This is a genomic window from Amycolatopsis sp. cg5 (assembly GCF_041346955.1).
Classification (GTDB): Bacteria; Actinomycetota; Actinomycetes; order Mycobacteriales; family Pseudonocardiaceae; genus Amycolatopsis.
The window spans coordinates 5,902,006-5,917,706 of record NZ_CP166849.1; the positions used below are offsets into that span (position 1 = coordinate 5,902,006).

20 protein-coding genes are annotated in these 15,701 nt (G+C 64.9%); 6 read left to right on the forward strand and 14 right to left on the reverse strand.

The features are described from left to right. Nucleotides 1-4: 4 nt before the first annotated feature. The 5 genes from ribH to rpe are packed head-to-tail and all read right to left on the reverse strand — an operon-like array spanning nt 5 to nt 4,136. Nucleotides 5-511 carry a 6,7-dimethyl-8-ribityllumazine synthase gene (gene ribH, locus AB5J62_RS26105; RefSeq protein ID WP_370942563.1) on the reverse strand — a complete coding sequence of 169 codons (507 nt, stop codon included), beginning with the start codon at nt 509-511 and terminating at the stop codon, nt 5-7. Then, nucleotides 508-1,767: a bifunctional 3,4-dihydroxy-2-butanone-4-phosphate synthase/GTP cyclohydrolase II gene (locus AB5J62_RS26110; RefSeq protein WP_370950344.1), complete on the reverse strand. Its 1,260-nt coding sequence runs from the start codon at nt 1,765-1,767 to the stop codon at nt 508-510. Before AB5J62_RS26110 ends, ribH begins: the two co-directional genes overlap by 4 nt. A gap of 59 nt (nt 1,768-1,826) precedes the next feature. Beyond that, the gene (locus AB5J62_RS26115; protein WP_370942564.1) at nt 1,827-2,450 is read right to left on the reverse strand and encodes a riboflavin synthase; all 624 of its coding nucleotides are present in this window, start codon (nt 2,448-2,450) and stop codon (nt 1,827-1,829) included. A 10-nt stretch (nt 2,451-2,460) separates the two neighbouring features. Continuing rightward, nucleotides 2,461-3,453, reverse strand: coding sequence for a bifunctional diaminohydroxyphosphoribosylaminopyrimidine deaminase/5-amino-6-(5-phosphoribosylamino)uracil reductase RibD (ribD, locus tag AB5J62_RS26120; RefSeq protein WP_370942565.1), 993 nt, complete (start codon nt 3,451-3,453; stop codon nt 2,461-2,463). 11 nt (nt 3,454-3,464) lie between these two features. Continuing rightward, complete coding sequence (gene rpe / locus AB5J62_RS26125; RefSeq protein WP_370942566.1) at nt 3,465-4,136, reverse strand: ribulose-phosphate 3-epimerase; 672 nt, start codon at nt 4,134-4,136, stop codon at nt 3,465-3,467. Nucleotides 4,137-4,314: 178 nt separating this feature from the next. On the opposite strand from rpe, the gene phoA reads away from it, so the two are divergent. Then, the gene (gene phoA, locus AB5J62_RS26130) at nt 4,315-5,697 is read left to right on the forward strand and encodes an alkaline phosphatase (protein WP_370942567.1); all 1,383 of its coding nucleotides are present in this window, start codon (nt 4,315-4,317) and stop codon (nt 5,695-5,697) included. Nucleotides 5,698-5,998: 301 nt separating this feature from the next. Here phoA and AB5J62_RS26135 read toward each other — a convergent pair whose 3' ends face one another. The 6 genes from AB5J62_RS26135 to AB5J62_RS26160 all read right to left on the reverse strand — a co-directional run bounded on the left by AB5J62_RS26135 (nt 5,999) and on the right by AB5J62_RS26160 (nt 11,351). Then, nucleotides 5,999-6,430 (reverse strand): hypothetical protein, encoded by a 432-nt coding sequence (locus AB5J62_RS26135; protein WP_370942568.1) that lies wholly within the window; start codon nt 6,428-6,430, stop codon nt 5,999-6,001. Continuing rightward, the gene (locus AB5J62_RS26140; protein WP_370942569.1) at nt 6,427-6,843 is read right to left on the reverse strand and encodes an Imm1 family immunity protein; all 417 of its coding nucleotides are present in this window, start codon (nt 6,841-6,843) and stop codon (nt 6,427-6,429) included. The genes AB5J62_RS26135 and AB5J62_RS26140 overlap by 4 nt, the downstream gene beginning before the upstream one ends. Beyond that, on the reverse strand, nt 6,840-7,145 hold the full coding sequence (locus tag AB5J62_RS26145) for a DddA-like double-stranded DNA deaminase toxin (RefSeq protein WP_370942570.1): 306 nt from the start codon (nt 7,143-7,145) through the stop codon (nt 6,840-6,842). Before AB5J62_RS26145 ends, AB5J62_RS26140 begins: the two co-directional genes overlap by 4 nt. Then, nucleotides 7,042-8,820: a group II intron reverse transcriptase/maturase gene (gene ltrA, locus AB5J62_RS26150; protein ID WP_370942571.1), complete on the reverse strand. Its 1,779-nt coding sequence runs from the start codon at nt 8,818-8,820 to the stop codon at nt 7,042-7,044. Before ltrA ends, AB5J62_RS26145 begins: the two co-directional genes overlap by 104 nt. Nucleotides 8,821-9,396: 576 nt before the next feature. Beyond that, a complete protein-coding gene (locus AB5J62_RS26155) occupies nt 9,397-10,116 on the reverse strand; it encodes a DddA-like double-stranded DNA deaminase toxin (RefSeq protein WP_370942572.1) in 720 nt (239 codons plus the stop codon). A gap of 62 nt (nt 10,117-10,178) precedes the next feature. Next, nucleotides 10,179-11,351, reverse strand: coding sequence for a helix-turn-helix domain-containing protein (locus tag AB5J62_RS26160; protein WP_370950345.1), 1,173 nt, complete (start codon nt 11,349-11,351; stop codon nt 10,179-10,181). Nucleotides 11,352-11,624: 273 nt separating this feature from the next. Between AB5J62_RS26160 and AB5J62_RS26165 the strand changes: the two genes are divergently transcribed. The 5 genes from AB5J62_RS26165 to AB5J62_RS26185 all read left to right on the forward strand — a co-directional run bounded on the left by AB5J62_RS26165 (nt 11,625) and on the right by AB5J62_RS26185 (nt 13,668). Further along, nucleotides 11,625-11,987 (forward strand): hypothetical protein, encoded by a 363-nt coding sequence (locus tag AB5J62_RS26165; protein ID WP_370942573.1) that lies wholly within the window; start codon nt 11,625-11,627, stop codon nt 11,985-11,987. Continuing rightward, nucleotides 11,984-12,364 (forward strand): hypothetical protein, encoded by a 381-nt coding sequence (locus tag AB5J62_RS26170; RefSeq protein WP_370942574.1) that lies wholly within the window; start codon nt 11,984-11,986, stop codon nt 12,362-12,364. The genes AB5J62_RS26165 and AB5J62_RS26170 overlap by 4 nt, the downstream gene beginning before the upstream one ends. Continuing rightward, nucleotides 12,361-12,744 (forward strand): hypothetical protein, encoded by a 384-nt coding sequence (locus AB5J62_RS26175; protein ID WP_370942575.1) that lies wholly within the window; start codon nt 12,361-12,363, stop codon nt 12,742-12,744. The genes AB5J62_RS26170 and AB5J62_RS26175 overlap by 4 nt, the downstream gene beginning before the upstream one ends. 3 nt (nt 12,745-12,747) lie before the next feature. Next, entirely contained in the window at nt 12,748-13,116 is a 369-nt protein-coding gene (locus AB5J62_RS26180; RefSeq protein ID WP_370942576.1) for a hypothetical protein, read from the forward strand. A gap of 288 nt (nt 13,117-13,404) precedes the next feature. Further along, nucleotides 13,405-13,668 carry a hypothetical protein gene (locus tag AB5J62_RS26185; RefSeq protein WP_370942577.1) on the forward strand — a complete coding sequence of 88 codons (264 nt, stop codon included), beginning with the start codon at nt 13,405-13,407 and terminating at the stop codon, nt 13,666-13,668. A 64-nt stretch (nt 13,669-13,732) separates the two neighbouring features. Here AB5J62_RS26185 and AB5J62_RS26190 read toward each other — a convergent pair whose 3' ends face one another. The 3 genes from AB5J62_RS26190 to AB5J62_RS26200 all read right to left on the reverse strand — a co-directional run bounded on the left by AB5J62_RS26190 (nt 13,733) and on the right by AB5J62_RS26200 (nt 15,690). Continuing rightward, nucleotides 13,733-14,170, reverse strand: a complete 438-nt coding sequence (locus AB5J62_RS26190) for a hypothetical protein (protein ID WP_370942578.1) — start codon at nt 14,168-14,170, stop codon at nt 13,733-13,735. A gap of 192 nt (nt 14,171-14,362) precedes the next feature. Beyond that, nucleotides 14,363-14,764, reverse strand: coding sequence for an Lsr2 family protein (locus AB5J62_RS26195; protein WP_370942579.1), 402 nt, complete (start codon nt 14,762-14,764; stop codon nt 14,363-14,365). Between the two features lie 398 nt (nt 14,765-15,162). After that, a complete protein-coding gene (locus AB5J62_RS26200) occupies nt 15,163-15,690 on the reverse strand; it encodes a hypothetical protein (protein WP_370942580.1) in 528 nt (175 codons plus the stop codon). Between the last annotated feature and the right edge of the window lie 11 nt (nt 15,691-15,701).

Genomic DNA, 15,701 nt, shown 5'->3' on the forward strand with positions numbered 1-15,701 from the left:
ACACTCACACGAAACCCTTTTCGGTCCACGGCTGACGCAGGCCGCGCAGCACGTGCGCCGTGTCCAGCGCGGCCACGGTCGCCTCGTGGCCCTTGTTCTCCTTGGAGCCGGGCAGCCCGGAACGGTCCAGCGCCTGCTCTTCGGTGTCGCAGGTGAGCACGCCGTTGCCGACGGGGGTGCTCTCGTCGAGCGCGACCCTGGTCAGCCCGGCGGTCACCGCGTCGCACACGTACTCGAAGTGCGGGGTGCCGCCGCGGATGACGACGCCGAGCGCGACGACCGCGTCGTGGTCGCGCGCCAGCGCCTGCGCGACCACGGGCAGCTCGACGGCGCCCGCGCAGCGGACCACGGTCGGCTCCTCTTCGAGCTTCGCCTCCCGCGCGGCCGCCAGCGCGTTCTCCAGCAACGCGTCGGTGATCTTCGCGTGCCATCGGGTGCAGACGATGGCGAGCTTCAAGTTGCGGCAGTCGCTGAGGTCGAGCTCGACCTCGGGACGTCCTTCACCACTCACAGGGATCCTCCGCCAGTGCGCGTCTCGTCGAATTCGGTCGCGCCGACCTGGTCGAAGTGTTCCAGCTGCGCGAGGTCGTGGCCCATCCGGTCCCGCTTGGTGCGCAGGTACCGCAGGTTCTCCGGATTCGGCGAGATCGGCAGCGAGACCCGGCCCGACACGCGCAGCCCGTAGCCCTCGAGGCCGACGCGCTTGGTCGGGTTGTTGGTCAGCAGCCGCATCGACCGGACGCCGAGGTCGCACAGGATCTGCGCGCCGGTGCCGTAGTCGCGCGCGTCGGCGGGCACACCGAGCGCCAGGTTCGCGTCGACGGTGTCCGCGCCCGCGTCCTGCAGCTGGTAGGCCTGCAGCTTGTGCAGCAGACCGATGCCACGGCCCTCGTGGCCGCGGATGTACAGCACGACGCCGCGGCCTTCGTCGGCCACCGCCTGCAGCGCGGCCTCCAGCTGGGGACCGCAGTCACAGCGCAGCGAGCCGAAGACGTCGCCGGTGAGGCATTCGGAGTGGACGCGGACGAGGATGTCCTCGCCGTTGCCGATCTCGCCGTAGACGAACGCGATGTGCTCGATGCCGTCGAGCAGGCTGTCGTAGCCGACGGCGCGGAAAGTACCGGCCGACAACGGGATCCGGGCCTCGGCGACCCGCTCGACCTGCTTCTCGGTGCGCCTGCGGTAGGCGATGAGGTCGGCGATCGTGATCACCTGGAGGTCGTGCTCGGCGGCGAACACCTCGAGCTCGTCGCGGCGCGCCATGTCGCCCTCGTCCTTCTGCGACACGATCTCGCAGAGCACGCCTGCCGGGTGCAGCCCGGCGAGCCTGGCCAGGTCGACGGCGGCTTCGGTGTGCCCAGGGCGGCGCAGCACGCCGCCTTCCTTGGCACGCAACGGAACCACGTGCCCGGGACGGCGGAAGTCCTTCGGACCGGCGTCCGGGTCGGCCAGCAGCCGGATCGTGTGCGCGCGGTCCGCCGCCGAGATGCCCGTGGTGATGCCCTCGGACGCGTCGACGGTCACGCTGTACGCGGTGCCGCGCTGGTCCTGGTTCGTGTGGTACATCGGCGGCAGGTCGAGGCGGTCGGCCTCGCTCTCCGTCAGCGAGACGCACACGTAACCTGAGGTGTAGCGCACCATGAACGCCAGCAGCTCGGGCGTGGCCTTCTCGGCGGCGAAGATCAGGTCGCCCTCGTTCTCGCGGTCCTCGTCATCGACGACGACAACGGGCCGCCCGGCCGCGATGTCGGCGATGGCCGCGTCGATGGCGTCGGCGTCGAACTTCGCCCCGGCGCCGCACGGCGTCCATTCAGCAGTTTTCTCGCTCACGCCCGCTCCTCAGTTCCAGCCAGGCCGCCATTGTCCCCCAAATAGGGCAACGTCAGCTTTTCAACGTACTTCGCGACCACGTCGACCTCGAGATTCACCAGGTCACCGGACTCTTTGCGGCCCAGCGTGGTCAGTTCGAGCGTCGTCGGGATCAGCGCGATGGCGAACTCGTCGGCGCTGATCGCCGCGACCGTCAGTGAAACGCCGTCGACGGCGATGGAGCCTTTTTCGACCACGTACCTGGCCAGGTGGCCGGGCAGCGCGAACTTGGTCAGCCCCTGCTCGTCGCGCGAGAGGAAGACGCCGGTCCCGTCCACGTGGCCCTGCATGATGTGCCCGCCGAGCCGCCCGCCCGCCGCCATCGCGCGTTCCAGGTTGACCCGGTCACCGACGGCGATCTTCGCGATGCTCGACCGCTGCAGCGTCTCGTGCACGACGTCGACGGTGAACTCGCCACCGGCGACCTCGACCACGGTCAGGCAGACGCCGTTCACCGCGATCGAGTCGCCGTGCCCGGCGTCGCTGGTGACCAGCGGTCCGCGCACGGTGATCCGCGCGGCGTTCGGGAGCTGCTCGACCGCGGTGATCTCGCCGAGCTCCTCGACTATGCCGGTGAACACTCAAGCCTCCTTAGTGCACGGGTGTCGCCGACACTCGCACGTCGCTTCCACTCATGGTGACCCCCTCGACGGCCCACCGGTGCATCCCGGTGATGGTCGCCACGCCCGCGTCACCCAGCGCGACCGGGCCGGAGCCCAGCAGCGCGGGTGCCAGATAGGCCAAGATCCGGTCTATCCGCTTGGCGCCCGCGAACGCGCCGGCCAGGCGGGGCCCGCCTTCCAGCAGCACGTCCACGGCGCCACGCCCGGCCAGCAGCGCGAGCACTTCTTCCGGGTCGTGCGACCGCACGTGCACGGTCTCCGCACTGCCATCCAACACCCGCGCGCCCGCCGGAATTTCCCCAGTGCCCACCACCACACGCAACGGCTGGCGGGGCAGCGGCGAGCCGTCCGCGGTACGGGCGGTGAGCGCCGGATCGTCGGCCAGCACCGTGCCCCTGCCGACCACGATCGCGTCCAATGTCGCCCTGATCGCGTGCACCTCGGCCCGCGATTCCGGCGAGGAGATCCAGCGGCTGGTGCCGTCCGCGGCGGCCACCCTGCCGTCCAAGGTCGACGCGTACTTCCACGTCACATGCGGCCGCCCGGTGCGCGCGTAGTGCAGCCAGGCACGCAGCGGCCCGCGCTCCACGTCCCCGCGCAGCAGCCCCTCGTGCGTGGCGACCCCGGCGGCTTCGAGCGTCTTCGCCCCGCCCGCGGCCACGGGGTTCGGATCCGGCACGGCGTAGAACACGGTGGACACGCCCGCGTCGAGCAGCGCCTGTGCACAAGGCGGGGTCCGGCCGTGATGAACGCATGGTTCGAGCGTGACGTACGCAGTTCCGCCGAGCGACTTCTCCCCTGCTTGCCGTAGCGCCATCACCTCGGCGTGCGGGCCACCGGGCGGTTGGGTGACGCCTTCGCCCGCGAACTCGCCGCGCGCGTCGAGGATGACGGCGCCGACCGGCGGGTTGGGGCTCGTGGTGCCGCGGGCGGTCTCGCTCAGCGCGATCGCCCGCCGCATCGGCTCGGGATTCACCGACCCGCGGCTCGGGCGGCCTGCTCGCGCAGTGCCGCGATGGCCTTGGCGGGATCGGCGGCGCCGTAGACGGCCGAGCCCGCGACGAAACAGTCGACACCGGCTTCGGCGGCCTGCTCGATCGTATCGGCGTTGATGCCGCCGTCGATCTCGACGACCAGCTTCAGGTGCCCGGTGTCGACCAGCCGCCGCGCCGTGCGGACCTTGTCCAGCACCTCGGCGATGAACGACTGGCCGCCGAAGCCGGGTTCGACGGACATGACCAGCAGCGTGTCGTAGTGCTTAAGAGTGTCCAGGTGGTCCTCAAGCTTGGTGCCAGGTTTGACCGAAAGCCCGGCCTTCGCGCCGGCCGCGCGCAGGTCCTTGGCGATCTTGATCGGGTCCTTGGCTGCCTCGACGTGCACGGTGACGTTGTAGGCGCCCGCCTCGGCGTACCCGATCGCCCAGCGGTCGGGATCCTCGATCATCAGGTGGCAGTCGAGCGGGGTCTCGGTGACCTTGCGCAGTGATTCGACGACCGGCAGGCCGAGCGTCAGGTTCGGGACGAAATGCGCGTCCATCACGTCGACATGCACCCAGTCGGCGCCTTCGGCGGCGTGGATCTCTTCGCCGAGCCTGGCGAAGTCGGCGGACAGGATGCTCGGAGCGATCAACGGTCGATGTGCCACGACTACGCAGTGTAGGAGTCGACGGCTAACGCTCGCTAACCGGCTGAAGTGCGCTTGCACACACAACGGGTGCCCGGAGTTCTTGCCACGGCCATGAGCCCGTCACCCGCATGCCCTCAAGTGCACACATGCGCACTGATTAATAACCCGGCATCCCCAAATCACTGAAGGAGATTCGATGGCTTCGCTGCTCGCCGGCCGCCGCAAATGGCTGGCCGTTGGCGCACTCGGCGCCTCGCTGGTCGCCGTGGCCCCGATCGCTTCCGCCCAGCCCGACGACATGCGCGTCGCCTCCGCGGGCGACCGCACCCAGGACGTGCGCAACGAGATCCGCGGCGGCGCCGCCCGCAACGTCATCCTGTTCATCGGTGACGGCATGGGCCACCAGGAGATCACCGCGGCCCGCAACTACGAGCGCGGCGCCGCGGGCCGTCTCGCCATGGACGAGCTGCCGCTGACCGGCGACTACACCACGTACGCCGTCGAGAAGAACAACCCGTCGAAGCCCGACTACGTGACCGACTCGGCCGCGTCCGGCACCGGCTGGGCCACCGGCACCAAGACCTACAACGGCGCGATCTCGGTCGACGCGTACGGCAACCCCGTGCCCACCATCCTGGAGCTCGCCAAGCGCTCCGGCCTGCGCACCGGCGACGTCACCACCGCCGAGGTCCAGGACGCCACCCCGGCCGTGCTCGGCTCGCACGTGATCAACCGCGACTGCAAGGGCCCGGTCGAGACCACCGCCAAGTGCGCGGTCAACGCCAAGGAGAACGGCGGCGCGGGCTCGATCTCGGAGCAGCTCGTCCAGACCAAGCCCGACGTGCTGCTCGGCGGCGGCGCGAAGTACTTCAACCAGAAGGTCACCGCGGGCAAGTTCAAGGACAAGACCCCGCTCGACCAGGCCAAGGCCGCCGGCTACCAGGTCGTCAAGACCGCCGACGAGCTCGGCGCCGTCCGCAAGGGCAAGCCGGTACTCGGCCTGTTCGCCGACGGCAACATGCCCACCAACTGGGTCGGCCCGCTCGCCAAGCAGGGCGGCACCCCGCCGAGCCGCTGCACCGCCAACCCGGCGCTGCCCAAGACCCAGCCCAAGCTCGCCGACCAGACCCGCAAGGCGCTCGAGCTCCTCAACGACCGCCGCGCCGACAAGGGCTTCTTCCTCCAGGTCGAGGGCGCCAGCATCGACAAGCAGGACCACGCGGCCGACCCCTGCGGCCAGATCGGCGAGACCATCGACTTCGACGCCGCGGTCGCCGCGGGCATGGCCTTCGCCCGCAGCAACCCGGACACCCTGGTCCTCGTGACGGCCGACCACGGCCACACCAGCCAGATCGTCCCCAACGGCCAGGCCACGCCCGGCCAGACCGCGACCCTGGTCACCAACGAGGGCGCGAACATCACCATCAACTACGCCACCGCGTTCCCGGGTTCGTCCATGGAGCACACCGGCACCCAGGTCCGCATCGCGGGTTACGGCCCGCAGGCGGCGAACATCGTCGGCCTGACCAACCAGACCGACGTCTTCGGCACCCTGAAGCGGGCCCTCCGCCTGCGCTGACGCCGATAGCCCGAAAGCCACTTTCGTCAGGTCTCACCTGCCGAAAGTGGCTTTCGGGCATCTCACGAGCTCTCAGCGCATGGCCAGATGAGTCGTGTCCAGCCAGGCTTTGTATGAAGGGAGCCTTCACAACGTGCCGATTTCTGACCTGCGCAAACGCAGCGCTAGGCACTCTGACCTGCTGAAATCGTGCTGGTCAGTACCGGTCGCTACCTAGCCTTATCGGTGCTCGTGCGTACCCGGTGCGTACCGGTACGCAGGCCTCAAGGCCCCCATCCTCACAGGTGGGGGCCTTCTGCTTTTAGGTGAGATAGTCCACCGCGAGGGCGACCGCGCGCACGCCTGCGGGAAGGTCGCTGTAGCGGATATCGAATCGGCACTTGTGCGCTGAACCGCCGTTCACCACGAACAGTGCACCGTAGAGTTCCGTGCGGCCCGTGTCGAAAATGTGCGTCCACGTGCCCGTTGGACGGCCGTCATCGTTCACGCATGACTCCGTCTTCTGCACAGCCTTCAGAGCCGCCAGAAGTGAGGGCAAGACGGCGTCGGGCAGGCTGAGCACCCGTGAGGACTGCGCGGTGACGTCGTCGCCTTCGCGGGTCAGCCGGACGGCTTTCTTGCCCAAAATGGCGCTCCATCCGGCCGCGTCGGCGGGCATCTCGACGGCCCATTGGGGGTCACGTTCGCGCACGTGCCATTGGCCGTCGAAGTCGAGTGGTCGGGGGTCGATCATGGCCAGTCCTGCGCGCTGGTCCACTCGACGCCTGTTGGCCGCTGCCCGGCGGTGCTCAGGAACTCGTGAGCGGCTTCCCTCACGACCTTGACGGGGATCTCCGCGTCGTCGGGGTACTCGAAGTCAGCGCGGCCGAAGTAGTACGTGATGTCTTCCCACTCCGGGAGAGGGAACGGCGTCCCGGTGTTCTTGCTGTAGGACGTGGGTACGCCCGGAGCGGCGTAGCGAAGCGTTCCCCGGTCACCGTTCAGCCCGACGAACAGATGTGGCCTGTTGGTGTCGCCGTCCGTGATGAGCTGCGCCATCTGCAAGGCTCCAGCGGCCACGACGTCGTCAAGGACCCGGCCAAGGTCTTCCCCGGTCGTGACGATCACGGGCTTGTCGGTGTGGCCCTCGTACCACGCCTCGATCATTGCTTCGGCCTTCCTCGATACGTGTGGGTGGTCGGCGTGCCATCTTCGGCAGTGCCGTGCACAGTCAGTGTCGCGCCTGGGGGCAACACGGCAGGTAGGAGGGTGTCGCAGCCTAAGGGGCCGGGGCCGGGTAGCGGGGACGCATTGCTGCGTCCCCGCCCCCTCAGAACCGGACTTGCGACTTTCACCGCATCCGGCTCAAGCAAGCCCTGAAGGCGATCGAGCGGATGACTGGTCCTGTCGCCGGAACCCTGTCCGGCAGTAGGCGTGTATGAGATAGATCTGTTCCTTGATCGGCTCATCCGGTGGTCGCGTGGCGATGTGGTTCGATCTCATCGCCTTCTTGACCACCCGCAACCATCGCTCCCACTCCTGCGGGCTTTCCGGTTGCCGGTCGGCATGGAGCAGATAATCGCCACACACCCAGCACGTTCCCTGCTGTTGCTTGAGCAGTCGCAGGGTCGTGTTGTCGACGGGCGAGAACCTTCTGCGGCGACGATCTGCCCAGTAGTCCGTCAATGTGGGGTCGTCCACTGACGAGGTGCCTGTGACCATGATATGCCGAACAATTTTCGTCCAGCCGAAGTGGTGTAGATAGGCACCGGTGACATGATCACCGAAAACCCACTTCTCGTTCCTGGACTTATTGAAACGTCCGAAATAGCGCGAAACGATCCACCGTCGCGACTTATTCGGATGACGGTGCAGCCCCCACCGATAAAGTAGGTGGAACACATAGTGGTCCAAGTCCTGAAAGATCTTCTTGGACACTACCGTGCGGTAATAGGCCGCCCAGCCACGCACGATCGGATTGAGCGTGCGCAGCAACGCCTTGGTCTCGTGGCCGCGATGGCCACGAATCTCGGCACGTAACCGTCGTTTGATCCTGAAGACCGCCTCGCGACTGGGTTTGATGAGCAGTTTCCCGTTGTAACGACGGATGTTGAAGCCGAGGAAGTCATACCCTTCGTCGAGGTGGACGATACGTGTCTTGTCCTCGTTGAAGGCCAGCCCTCTCTGCTTTAACCACTCAGCCAGCCGCGTTTTGACCTGCTCGGCTTGCTGCCGCGTGTGGCAGAGCGCGACCATGTCATCGGCATAGCGCACCAGCACCGGCGAGTCCGGCTTGGCATACCCAGGCTGCTCCCTCCAGTTCAGGTACTGCACGCCAGCAGCGTTCTCCATCCCGTGCAGCACGATGTTCAACAGCAGCGGACTGATCACCCCGCCCTGCGGAGTTCCCTCCGAAGACGGAAGAAACCGTGTCCCTTCAACCGCGCCGGCCTTGAGCCACTGCCGGATCAGACCGCGCCCCGGAACGGTTCCGAGTGCGTCCAGCAGGTGGCCGTGGTCGACGTTGTCGAACGCGGCGGCCAGGTCCGCGTCGAGAATCCACTGCCGTCGTGGGTTCTTGCCCCGCGATGACCCGAAGATCTGCCCGATCGCGTCATGGCAACCGCGTCCCGGCCGGAACCCATACGACTTGGGTTCGAACCGGGCTTCCCATTCAGGTTCCAGCGCGTTGACCATGCGTGCTTGCAGCACGCGATCCACCACCACCGGAATCCCCAAAGGGCGCTGTTTTCCATTGGCCTTCGGGATATACACCCGCCGGACCGGCTTCGCCCGCCACGGCCTGACCTGATGGTGCACCCACCAGGTCAGCATGGCGCGCTGGTCATCGAAGGCCACGACCCGGCCGTCGATGCCCGCCGTCCGGCGGCCAGCATTGACCTGCGTCACTCGCCGAACACTGACCAGAGTGTTGCAGCGACTGCGCAGCATCAGCTTCTGAAGATTACGTACCTTCTTCAGATCTCCCGCTTTGCTCGCCGTGAAGATCCGTTGCCGTAATCGCCGTACCTGCTTCTCCGCGACAGGGAAGTCAACCCGGTCCCAATCGAGATAGCCGTCCTCCGGTCCGTTCACCGCCGCCGAAGCGGTAGCGCCTAACTTGTCCTTCGGTTCCGACGTCACAACCACACCACCTTCACAGACTCACCTGATCCACGTCAGCTCCCTTTCAGGCCGGACATCAAGCCCGTATCCAGCCAGTTATCCACACGACCCAGATTGAGAGAGGCCGGGAAAGCGCGTGCGGTTTCCTGTGTCCTTTCGGCTGCTGGCATTCGCTTCCTGGATCATCCCAATCCCGCCGAGGAATTACGCTCTCCTTACGGTCGGCCTACCGCGATTCACCGAATCTCGGACCTGTCGGGGTTACCACGTTCCGCATACGTAAGAAACGACCGGGGTGGGTGCCCCCTGAACCGCGGGGCGGTGGTGTCCGACCCGGTCAACCCTTGCTCCATGACCGGCACCCGCCGCTTCTCAACGGCCAGCCCTATACCTCACTCAAACAACCCATCGGTGAGGGTCCAACATAACGCGGCATCACTGAGGGTTCACTGCATTCACCCGTCCGGTCTTCCCCTCGCCCGTAGCCCCTGGATGGAACAGGAACCCTTCGGCTTCCATTCGAGCTTCGCACCCTGCCGTTACCAGCAACGCACGTCGAAAGCGGGGACGGCTTCAACGGACACAAAGCCGGGACTACACCTCCGACATAATCGGACCTCCATATCGGTGCATCCACTTAACGCATGCGACCTCGTGTCGCAAGCATGGCGTGTTGTTGATCGTCACGACAACGTTCGTCAATCCGGTCTGCGCCATGTGTACGGCTAGCTTGGGTTCGACGTGTGAGGCGATGGCGTATTGGCCCATGCCGATGGACTCCAGGTGGGCGGCCGTCTGCTTGTACATGTCGTCTTTCATGCCGCTCTTGATGGGCGCGAACTCGGCGCTGTCATCGTCGGCGGCCCATCGGCCGTGCGTCTTGGCTCCGCTGTTCTTGATGACCGGGGGCGGCAACTCGGCACGTTGTTCGTCGAGCCGCTCTTGAGAGACCGGGTCTGGCTCCTCGGTTGTGGTGTGCACCCCATGCCGGCCGCGGTCGTCAGGCTCAGCTTTAGGGCGGGTGACCTGCGGTTCTGCTGGAGACGGTCCAGTGAGCCCCGAAGCGTATGCCTCAAGGTCGCGCTGAGCCTGAACAAGACGGGTGATCAGGGGTGCGAGTTCCTCGACACGTACACGCTCAACGTCCCCGGCAAGCGGGGTCACGTCCTCGTTGGTCGATCCGGCGAACGCCTTGCTGTACTGCTCGTGCAGCTCAGACAGCAGACTGCCGACTTTTTCCAGGTGCGACCGCCCACGCTCGGCAGCGTTGATCGCTTTCCGTACGGCGGCGGCTATAGCTTCGACGTTGTCCAACGCGGCCCCTCACTGCCGGTGCGGGCCGATCATGACACGGAGCACCGACAGTCGAAGGCGGGTCAGATCTTCATGCCTACCCAACCAGCAAATGACGCCAGACTTTCATTCCTTCGCCGCTCGGCCTCCGCGATGCCACGTAGCGTCTCGCGCACGCTCGGATGAAGACGGGTTTGCTGCGGTGCGACTTTACGAGCGCGGTTCAGTGCATCCAAGGCATAGGTCGGTTGCCCGGCGAGCAACCAGCCGCGCGCCGTGTCCTGCCAGTGATGCCCGGCCCGTGGCGGTGCAATGCCAGCCGGAAGTTTGAGCGCCATTCCTTCTCTCGCAGCGCGTTCAGGGTCCCCGGCTTCGAGCTCTACTGCGCACGAGTGGATGCCAACGTTCCCGACGCCGAAAAGGGTTCCGTAGGCGTCACTCTCGCCCGTAATTCGCTGAGCGAGGTTCCGAGCTTCCGCGATGTGTGCACGAGCGACGTCGGGCCGCCTGCCTCGCGCGGCTGAGATTGCTCCCGCCAAGTGTGCGTAGCCGCGCACCGCAATGGCGGGTTCGTCGTCACCGGCGATGTCATCTAGCCCCTGCTCGACGAGCGACAGGCTTACGTCGGTGGCTCCTAGGTACATCAGCAGACGCGCACGCTTGACCTTCGCTTGAGCTGCGTAAAGGCGGTCATTGGCCTGTGCCCCAACCCACTCCAGCCGGTCGACAGCCGGTGTAGTGAGCGACATATACCCAAATCGGCGGAACAGCCGTTCAGCAGTGACATACCCAGCCGAGAGCAACGAGAAGGCGCGCCCACGGTCCTCATCAGAGGCTGCCTCCCTGACTGCGCCGTGAGCCTGCCTAAGAAGGATCGGCAGACGCGCAAGAGCAATCCGGCCCTTGTCGTTGCGATAGAGCTTGTTAATCGCGTCCATCTCGGCAAAAAGCGCATCGAGTGGCTCTGGCTGCACTTGCTGGACGTACTGCCCTTCCGTCAGCACGGCCCGCAGGTCGGAGAGCCCTTCAAGCGGTCCGTCAGCCTCGATCGTCTCGGTGTACGGCGTGCCCGTCAGTTCTTCAGGCTCGACCTTCAAAACACGCGCCACGGTCGCCACAAGGGCAGGCGACGCGGGTTCCCGGCCTTGCTCAACCTTCTTGACTGTTGACAGTGCGTAGTTAGTTCTGTCAGCCAATTGGACCTGTGACCAGCCCGCTAGCTTACGCTGCGTCGCGATGCGGGTGCCGATGCTCATATCCACGTGCGAGCCTCCGCTAGGTGTTGGTCAATTCCACCTCGATCGTACCTGCGTAACCCGAACGGGGAGTTACGTACTCCGAACGGACTGTCCCTTTACTGTCCCTTCGGGCTCTTGATCTTCCCTACCGTCAGTCGAGCGGCACGGGACTGTGCCTTCGTCCTCCACACGCCGCACCGACGCGGGAGGTAAGAACGTGAGGACGCTTCATCATCGCGACGCGAGCGCGCGAACACGCCTTGCGCGAGCGCACGAGGCGAAGTGGATGCCATGACGTCGACTCTGACTAGCCAGACTGTTGTCAACGCGGAAGCGAGTAGCACTCCAGTCGCCTACGCGTACATGCGGGTCCCACCCGACATTGAGGACGACAAGGTCAAGCGGATGGAACTGGAATTTGGGTTCTTCGCCGTACGCCGAGGCCTTGCCCTGGCACGCATCTTCCCTGAATTCGTGTGCGGGGTACACGATGTGTTCAATGAGCTTCTAGAAGAGATTCAGCGCACTGACGCCCGTTACGTCATCCTCCCCACCCTTCGTCATTTGGCGAGAAACGGGTTTCTGCAAGACGTCCTACTCGATCGTCTCCGCTTTGCAGGCGCGGAAGTCTTCTGCTTGGTGGAGGACTCATGACCGACCGTGTACCGAATCCTTGGGGCTTGGCTGTTGGGATCAGCCTGTTCACGCTTGCGTGCGCGGTCGGCGTCTATGTCGAGTGGCGTCGAAGACATCCGCGCACTTCGTCCGGGCCAACCGTCGACCAGCTCATTGCCCGCATCCGAGAGGAAGCGGTCACCGAGTCCGCTCGACGCTGGAAAGAGCCGCTCACGCCGGAAGCCGCACCGCAGTTGACTGTCCGGGTCGGGCCGTACGTGAAAGACCACATACTTAACGGTTCGCGCATTCCCAGGCAGCGGACCACCGAGATGACCGTACAAATCCCGGCTTACCCCACACAACGCGACCAACGCACCACACGAGAAAACACAAAGGTTGGAATTTCGCAATGAACAGCGACGACATGATGAACGCACTCAAACATGAAAGGTGGACCAAAGTCTGCTTCAGGAATGAAGCCGAGGTCGTTGGCTTGGCCTACATCGATTTTCGCGAGGAGTACGCGGACGTATTCGCCCTCCATGGTGATAACACCGCGAACGCGTACCGCGCGAACCTCAAGCTCACGGCAGACGGGGAGACAAGCGCCTTCCAACCTTCGTCTGTCGCGTGGGCATGTGTCGGCCAATCCGAAGTGGTGTTCTCCGCGCTCTTGGACTTGCCGAAACCAACCCCTGGCGCACCCGTGATCGAGCTTCGGGACAATAAGAACGGCTGCATCCCCGAAGAATGGATGCGCCTACACTTCGAGTTCCTTTCAAGCCCAAAGTAGACCGTGCCTGACCTGGGAGGGCAATTCGATGCTCTACGCCAACGCGGATGGACACTGTGCTGCTTCGGTGTAGGCAAAGACTTCACGGGACTTGGCGCGTTGATTGAGCGAGGCTCGTACACGGATGTTCTGGTCGTTCGCAATCCGGAGAGCGCTTCGGCCTTCGGAGCCATGCGCGTCGAGAATGGAAGCCCGTTCTTGCCAGACTTCGTTTGCTGGAGCCTGCACGGCCAAGCCGAAAGCATCATGATCGCAGCCTTGAACATTCCTGACGAAAGCAAAGCTCGTCCCGTATTCGTGCGTGACAAGCTGTGCGCGATCCCGGCAAGTTGGCCAGAGCCGCATATCTTGAAGCCAGAAGATCAAATCTGAACACGGCATGTTTGAAACTGAGGACCGACGAGAAATGACAATCGACGCAGAGTGTCGCGCCGTACTGGAAGCGCTTTGTAAGTATCCCAACGGCACTACGTTCGACGTGCTTAGGCCGCAGCTAAAGATGCCCGATAAGGACCTGTACTCGGCTCTCAGGCGTCTTCGGAGCGCGGGAAGAGTATTCGGAGAACCTCGCCGGACCGATGAGGATTCGTTCAGCAAGATGTACTACACCGCCACAGAGACAGACGGCGAGTCTCCTGCACCGACTACACCCGATGCAGCGTGAGCAGTGGCGACGTAAGGACCGCTCTTCTGCGTGTCGCTAACTTGGTAGACGGCGACGTCACCGGAGGACTAGATCTCACGATGGAAAAATGGAACCAGGCGCTCGTGGATTTCGAGACCGCCATAACTGGGTGCGTCAATCTAGAAGGTGTCGACACCGCGAAGCGGATATTCAATGCGGGCTGCGAGTCACTCGACGAGTTCACGCAGAGGCAGGACGCAGTCCTGAAGGAGATATTGGCTATCGCTGGGCGGTTGTGAGCACCCGACCGCAGGCATGAGGCCCCCTCCCGGCGCGGGGAGGGGGCCTCTGTTGTGCCTGAGATCAGTTCTGGCACTTCTCCGGGCCGTACTTGTCGTTCTGGTATGCAAGCGCGCGGTCTTCCGCGCTGCGCACAGTGACGCTGTAAAAGTCAACCTTGGACGCCTTGGCCGACTCGTGCGCGGCTTCGCATATCGCTACCGTGGTCGTCTTGTCTTTCTTGGTGAGGGTTGACATGACGATGACGGCGGCCCCGTCGAGCTTTACCAGGGTGATTTTGTCGCGCCACGGCGCGGATGCGTTGTCGGCGTGAAAACGTTCGCTGAGTGCGATACTCGCCGCGTCGGCGGCGGGCGCGGGCGTGGCCGGGATCGATGACGAGACAGCCGGGGCCGGGGCAGGAGCGGGTTCACTGCCGCACGCGGACGTGAGGAGAACAGCGGCCACGATGGCGGCGAATGCAGCGGCCCGGCGGCGGAGCTTCGGCAGGGTGTTAGTCACGGCTTTCTATCGTCCCGTTCGCTCAAAAGGTTACTTTACTTGTACGTCAGAGAATTAACTAAGAGAAAGGCCCCCTATCTGTGAAGATAGAGGGCCTTCCCGCTCGGGCTAGAACCGGCGTGTAAGTCCGTCCCTGCCCGAGACGCGCTCAGGGTACCAGCGCGGCCCTGCGCGCCCGCACCACCTTTGGCGCTACTTGACGGCCGCAAGCCTGCGTTGTGGCCGCTTACGAGCCGCCTTGACCTTCACGGGCTCCGGTGCCCGGTGAGCGTCTTCGTAGACCTTCACCAGGTCAGCGGAAACGCGGCCCCGGTCGGACACAGGGTGTCCGTTCGCGCGGAGCCATGCGCGCATCTGGCCCGGCTTCTCGCTGCGCGGCGTTGTCGCCACGGGCGTACCGGTGCCGCGCACCCTCCGGCCGCCGGATCGTCGGCCGTTGATGACATACGGTGCGAGAATCTCCCGCAGTTCTACGGCGCGCTCGTCGGACAAGTCGATGTTGTACGACAGACCGTCCAGGCCGAAGAGCACGGTGTCCGCACCGGGGGTGCCGTCAATGTCGCACACCATTTCGACCGCTACTCGTTGTGCCACTGGATGTTCCTCACTCTCAATTCCCCATCTATCTCTCTCACCATATCGCCCCGACGTCGCGTTGTGTTTCATTTTTCTGAGACTCGTCGGTAGAGCGAAACGCATTTTGTGGTGTGCACCGCAAAGCCTTTGTGGTGTGCACCCCACGCCGGCCGCGGTGACCGGTCGTGGTGTGCACCCCAAGGTGAAGGCGACCCGCCCCAGGCGGAGCGGGTCTCGCGCCTACTTTCGTTCCACAGACTGCGGATACCGATCCGTGGTGACGACGTGCGTTCGTGGCATTCCTGCCTTGGTGCGGCACTCGCGAACCGAGAAGGCCGCTCCGGCAGGAAGTTCGACGATGTGGTGTGTCACACCGTGTTCGCAGGGTGAGACCCGTTGCAGGGTGACGGACGCCGTCACGCGGCGGCGTCGCTCTCGGTCTCGGTTGCGACCCACTCTGCCGCGTCGAAAAGGTCGACCTCTGCGACCTCGAACACGGTTGCCGTGATCTTCAGCGCGGCGGCCCGCCGGGTCAGCTCGGCGAATGCTGCACGCTGGTCGACCGTGGCTGTTTCCGTGCTGCGGTCGTCGACCTCTGACGCGGTGACGGTCATACGGTCGGCGAAGTCGGCCGCTTGAGCGCTGGACAGGATGACACTGCGGTTCCCTCCTCCGTCGACACCTACCGAGATCAGGACGCCCTTGTCCGACTCGGTCCGCCCGACGTAGACCCCGCAGACTTCTCCGGCCTTGCCGGTTCCCGCGAGCACGATGCGGAGCTTGTCGGCGACGAAGCGGGCGTCAGAGCCGGTGAGGTCCAGCTCGGCCGCGTCCGCGTAGCCGTCCGTGCTGTTTGCCTCGTTGATCGTGATCAATACCGAGTTCGTCGATGAGGCCAAACCGATGTAGTCGGCGTCATCGGTCGCGCAACGGTAAATGTACATTCAATTCCCCC

Coding starts and splice junctions, on each gene's coding strand:
- phoA (WP_370942567.1), top strand. CDS start 4,315: ATGGCTTCGCTGCTCGCCGGCCGCCGCAAATGGCTGGCCGTTGGCGCA.
- AB5J62_RS26135 (WP_370942568.1), bottom strand. CDS start 6,430: ATGATCGACCCCCGACCACTCGACTTCGACGGCCAATGGCACGTGCGC.
- AB5J62_RS26170 (WP_370942574.1), top strand. CDS start 11,984: ATGACCGACCGTGTACCGAATCCTTGGGGCTTGGCTGTTGGGATCAGC.
- AB5J62_RS26140 (WP_370942569.1), bottom strand. CDS start 6,843: ATGATCGAGGCGTGGTACGAGGGCCACACCGACAAGCCCGTGATCGTC.
- AB5J62_RS26200 (WP_370942580.1), bottom strand. CDS start 15,690: ATGTACATTTACCGTTGCGCGACCGATGACGCCGACTACATCGGTTTG.
- AB5J62_RS26165 (WP_370942573.1), top strand. CDS start 11,625: ATGACGTCGACTCTGACTAGCCAGACTGTTGTCAACGCGGAAGCGAGT.
- AB5J62_RS26160 (WP_370950345.1), bottom strand. CDS start 11,351: ATGAGCATCGGCACCCGCATCGCGACGCAGCGTAAGCTAGCGGGCTGG.
- AB5J62_RS26145 (WP_370942570.1), bottom strand. CDS start 7,145: ATGAGCCGATCAAGGAACAGATCTATCTCATACACGCCTACTGCCGGA.
- AB5J62_RS26175 (WP_370942575.1), top strand. CDS start 12,361: ATGAACAGCGACGACATGATGAACGCACTCAAACATGAAAGGTGGACC.
- ribD (WP_370942565.1), bottom strand. CDS start 3,453: ATGCGGCGGGCGATCGCGCTGAGCGAGACCGCCCGCGGCACCACGAGC.